The following is a 1274-nucleotide window of genomic DNA, read 5'->3' on the forward strand; positions in this document are numbered from 1 at the left end:
TGATCTTGCTACATTTGTTGGGACACTAAGTTAAGGGTAATAATTAAAAAACCTTAACTTTATAAAACGATGAAAGAAAACAGAAAGAACTACAGTAAAGAATTTAAGCAAAAGGCCCTTGAATTGAGCAATGTTCGTGGTAATATCCGTGAAGTTGCTGATGAATTAGGTATTCGCCCTGAACTGATCTATCGCTGGAGAAGAGAGTTTAAAAATAATCCTTCCTTATCTTTTAGCGGTAATGGTAATAAACAATTATCCCCAGAAGAAAAAGAACTAGCCAGGTTAAAACGGAAACTAGCGGATGTAACCATGGAACGGGATATCTTAAAAAAGGCGGTCGGCATCTTCTCCGCGAACGACAGGAAATCTACCAATTCATAAAGGATCATCGATCAGAATTTCCAGTTGGGAAGATGTGTAAAGTTTTTAAAGTGGGTAAGAGCGGGTTTTATAGAAGTCAAAAAATGCTTCCTTCTAACCGGAACAATGAGAACCGGATGCTGCTTTCCCAGATCAGACGGATCCACCAGAAAAGCAAAGCCAGTTATGGAAGTCCACGGATAACCGATGAGCTTAAAGCTAAAGGATTTAAAGTGTCCAGACCTCGAGTAGCCCGGCTGATGAAACAAAATGGTATACGGGCTGTACACGCTAAAAAGTTTGTAGTCACCACTGATTCTAAACACAAATATCCGGTAGCAGATAATATCCTGGACAGAAATTTTTCTCCTGAAGGTAAAGCTCAGGCTTGGGTGTCGGATATCACTTACATTAGAACCAAGAAAGGATGGCTTTATTTAACGGTAATTATTGATCTTTTTGACCGCAAAGTTGTAGGCTGGTCCCTCAGTAGTGATTTAACTGCGGCAAGCACCTGCATAGCTGCCTGGAGAATGGCTATTAAAAACAGACCCCTATCCGGTAACCTTATATTTCATTCGGATAGAGGTGTTCAATATGCCTGCAATGCCTTTAAAAATGTATTGAACGCTCACAAGGAAGTTCAGCAAAGTATGAGCAGGAAAGGGAACTGCTGGGATAATTCCGTGGCAGAGAGCTTCTTTAAAAGCATAAAAGTCGAACTCATATATAGAACCCGATATGAGCGAAAAGAGCAGGCTGCTCTAGCGGTGTTTGAATGGATAGAAACATGGTACAACCGAAATAGAAGACACTCGGCTTTGGGCAACAAAACCATATTAGAATTTGAAGAATTAATGAAATTTAAAAATGTAGCTTAACTTTTTGTCCCGTTTTTTGTTGCAAGTCCA

At 39.8% G+C, this 1274-nt stretch carries 1 protein-coding gene; it reads left to right on the forward strand.

The genetic code is table 11. The features are described from left to right. Window positions 1–69 precede the first annotated feature (69 nt). A protein-coding gene (locus DET49_RS18335) for an IS3 family transposase (protein ID WP_243729728.1) occupies window positions 70–1244 on the forward strand; the annotation gives its coding sequence in 2 pieces (ribosomal slippage) (window positions 70–325 and window positions 325–1244; 1176 coding nt in all). Window positions 1245–1274 lie beyond the last annotated feature (30 nt).

The sequence above is a fragment of the Salegentibacter sp. 24 genome (genome assembly GCF_004362395.1).
Classification (GTDB): domain Bacteria; phylum Bacteroidota; class Bacteroidia; order Flavobacteriales; family Flavobacteriaceae; genus Salegentibacter.